Annotated in this window: 3 protein-coding genes; all 3 read right to left on the bottom strand. The window is 64.3% G+C overall.

The features are described from left to right. Window positions 1-84: 84 nt before the first annotated feature. A complete protein-coding gene (gene sseA / locus LG661_RS24415) occupies window positions 85-939 on the bottom strand; it encodes a 3-mercaptopyruvate sulfurtransferase (protein WP_230534594.1) in 855 nt (284 codons plus the stop codon). 17 nt (window positions 940-956) lie between these two features. Continuing rightward, window positions 957-1,679 carry an alanyl-tRNA editing protein gene (locus LG661_RS24410; RefSeq protein ID WP_230534593.1) on the bottom strand — a complete coding sequence of 241 codons (723 nt, stop codon included), beginning with the start codon at window positions 1,677-1,679 and terminating at the stop codon, window positions 957-959. Between the two features lie 107 nt (window positions 1,680-1,786). Next, window positions 1,787-2,613 (bottom strand): cryptochrome/photolyase family protein (locus tag LG661_RS24405; protein WP_230534592.1); only part of this gene is annotated, 827 nt, incomplete at its 5' end.

Below are 2,613 nucleotides of genomic sequence, written 5' to 3'. Positions count from 1 at the left end.
AGATCCTCCACTGAGCGGATCGGTGGAAAGCAAAAAGCCCCGGATCCCTCCAGGGCTTTTTTGTTCTTCCGCTGATGCGGACGCTCAGGCTTTCTTCGCCGGGCCCGTCTCGACGGGCAGATCCTCCCGTGCGCCCCATTCCGCCCAGGAGCCGTCATAGATCGCTTTGATGGGGTAGCCGGCGGCTTCCAGAGCAACGCCGATGATGGCGGCCGAGACTCCGGAGCCGCAACTCGTAATGACAGGGCGCTCGGAATCGATCCCGGCCTCCTTGAGGGCATGCTCGATACCCGCCTTATCCTTCAGCCGACCGTTCTCGATGATATCGTCGAAGGGGAGGTTGAGGCTTCCGGGCACGTGGCCCATCCGCAATCCGGGACGGGGCTCGGGCGCCTCTCCCCGGAACCTGTCCGCAGGCCGTGCATCGACTACCTGTGCGGATCCTGAACGCAAGGCGTCCTGGACGTCGGAGGCATCTGCGATGACGGCAAAATTGAAGGACGTCTCGAAACGGCGCTGCGTCCGCGGCCTCTGAGGCCCTGTCTCAATGGGCCTTCCTTCAGCCTTCCAGGCAGGCAGGCCCCCTTCAAGGATTAATACGTTTCGAGCTCCGAAAACCTGGAAGGTCCAGCGCACCCGAGGAGCAGCGAAAAGGCCCGCGCCGTCATAGACGACAATCCGCATGTCTTCGCTGATCCCCATATCTCCGACGATCCGAGCGAAGTCCTCAGGTGAGGGCAGCATGTGGGGCAGGGGGGACGCGGTGTCCTTGACCGTGTCGATATCGAACCGCACTGCTCCGGGGATGTGGCCTTCCAGATATTCCGCTTGCGGATCGCGATTTTGTGTCGGGAGGTACCAGGAGCCGTCAACGACCACGAGATCGGGATTGTTCAGGTGGTCCTGCAGCCAGGCGGTCGAGACGAAGGGCTGGGTCATGGAACGGCTTCCTTGCTTCAGTCGACGAGGGAAAGGCGGACGCGGCGGTTCTGCTTGCCCTTCTTCTCGATCGCGGTGATCGCTACTGTCCCGATCTCGCCCGTGCGGCGCACATGGGTGCCGCCGCAGGGCTGCAGATCGATGCCCTTGATTGAGACCAGGCGCACCCGCCCCGATCCGCGCGGTGGCTTCACCGACATGGTCTTCACGAGGGCGGGATTGGCGTCCAACTCCTCGTCCGTGATCCAGCGCTCGGTGACCGGCGCATCCTGGGCGATCAGGGCGTTGAGCTTCTCCGTGATCTCATCCTTGTCGAGTCCGGCATCGGGAATATCGAAATCGAGCCGCCCGTCGCCATCGCCGATGGCGCCGCCGGTGACGGGGTAGGGCAGGACCACGCTAAGCAGGTGTAGCGCGGTGTGGACGCGCATGCGCTTGAGACGCCGCTCCCAGTCGAGCTGCAGCTCGATGGGCTCGCCCGCGGAAAGGAGCGCGGCCGCCTCCGGGCCGACCAGATGCAGGATCTGGGAGCGGTCCGGGCCGTAGACCGTGTTCGTCACCTCGATCCGGTCGCCATTGCCGCGCAGGAGCGCGCCCACATCCCCTGGCTGTCCGCCGCCCTGCGCATAGAACACCGTGCGGTCGAGGATAACGCCGCCCTCAGGCGTGACGCCGACAACGGTCGACTGACAGGAAGGAGCATAGGCATCGTCGCGAAACAGGAGGGTCGTGGCTGTCATGGTGTTCCTAAAAGCAGCTGGGCAGGCATTTCACCTGCACGGGTATCCGCCGCGATGCTGCCGGCAAGGGGGCGGGCCGGTCAAGCCGCCGGCCTCATTTCCTTGCTTCAGGAGGCGATGGCCCGGAGACTGCGGAAGGCCTCGAGCGCCCGCTCCCGGGCGGGGCCATGCGGCACGATGGGGGCGGGGTAGGTCTCGCCCAACCTGATGCCTGCGGCCTGGAGCATCTCGGCGGAGGCCTCCCACGGCCGGTGAATGAAGGCCGAAGCAAGCCCCGCGAGCTCAGGCACGTAGCGAGGTACGTAGTCGCCTTCCGGGTCGAACTTCTCTCCCTGGGTGACCGGATTGAAAATGCGGTGGAAGGGAGCCGAATCCGGCCCCGATCCTGCAATCCATTGCCAGCTGAAAGCATTGTTGGCCGGATCCGCGTCGACCAGCGTATCCCAGAACCAGGCCTCGCCCTGCCGCCAATCGGCGAGCAGGTGCTTCACCAGAAAGGAGGCGGCGATCATGCGCACACGGTTGTGCATCCAGCCGGTGCGCCAGAGCTGGCGCATGCCGGCATCGACAATCGGGTAGCCCGTTCGTCCCTGCTGCCAAGCCTTGAGGGACTTTGCATCCGCGTTCCAGGGAAAGTGCCTAAAGCGGCTGCTATGCGGCTCAATGGGAAGGTGAGGGTAGTCGTGGAGGAGCTGATGGCTGAAGTCCCGCCAGACCACCTCGCTCAGAAACTTTTCCAGATCCCGGTCCAGGTCGGGCCGGTCGGCGCTCAAGGTTTGCGCCGCATGCCAGACCTGCCGCGGACTGATCTCTCCGAAGCGCAGATGCGGAGACAGGCGCGATGTTGCACCAAGGCTCGGAATGTCACGGTTATCGGAATAGCCCCTAACACTACTTTGGCAGGTATGAGGAACCGGGCGGGGCCTGCCGACGT

This window comes from Microvirga roseola, assembly GCF_020866965.1.
GTDB lineage: Bacteria > Pseudomonadota > Alphaproteobacteria > Rhizobiales > Beijerinckiaceae > Microvirga > Microvirga roseola.
This window is presented reverse-complemented; position numbering and strand designations above follow the sequence as displayed.

Excerpts from the sequence above, each read along its gene's own strand:
- sseA (WP_230534594.1), bottom strand. The coding sequence starts at position 939 with ATGACCCAGCCCTTCGTCTCGACCGCCTGGCTGCAGGACCACCTGAAC.
- LG661_RS24410 (WP_230534593.1), bottom strand. The coding sequence starts at position 1,679 with ATGACAGCCACGACCCTCCTGTTTCGCGACGATGCCTATGCTCCTTCC.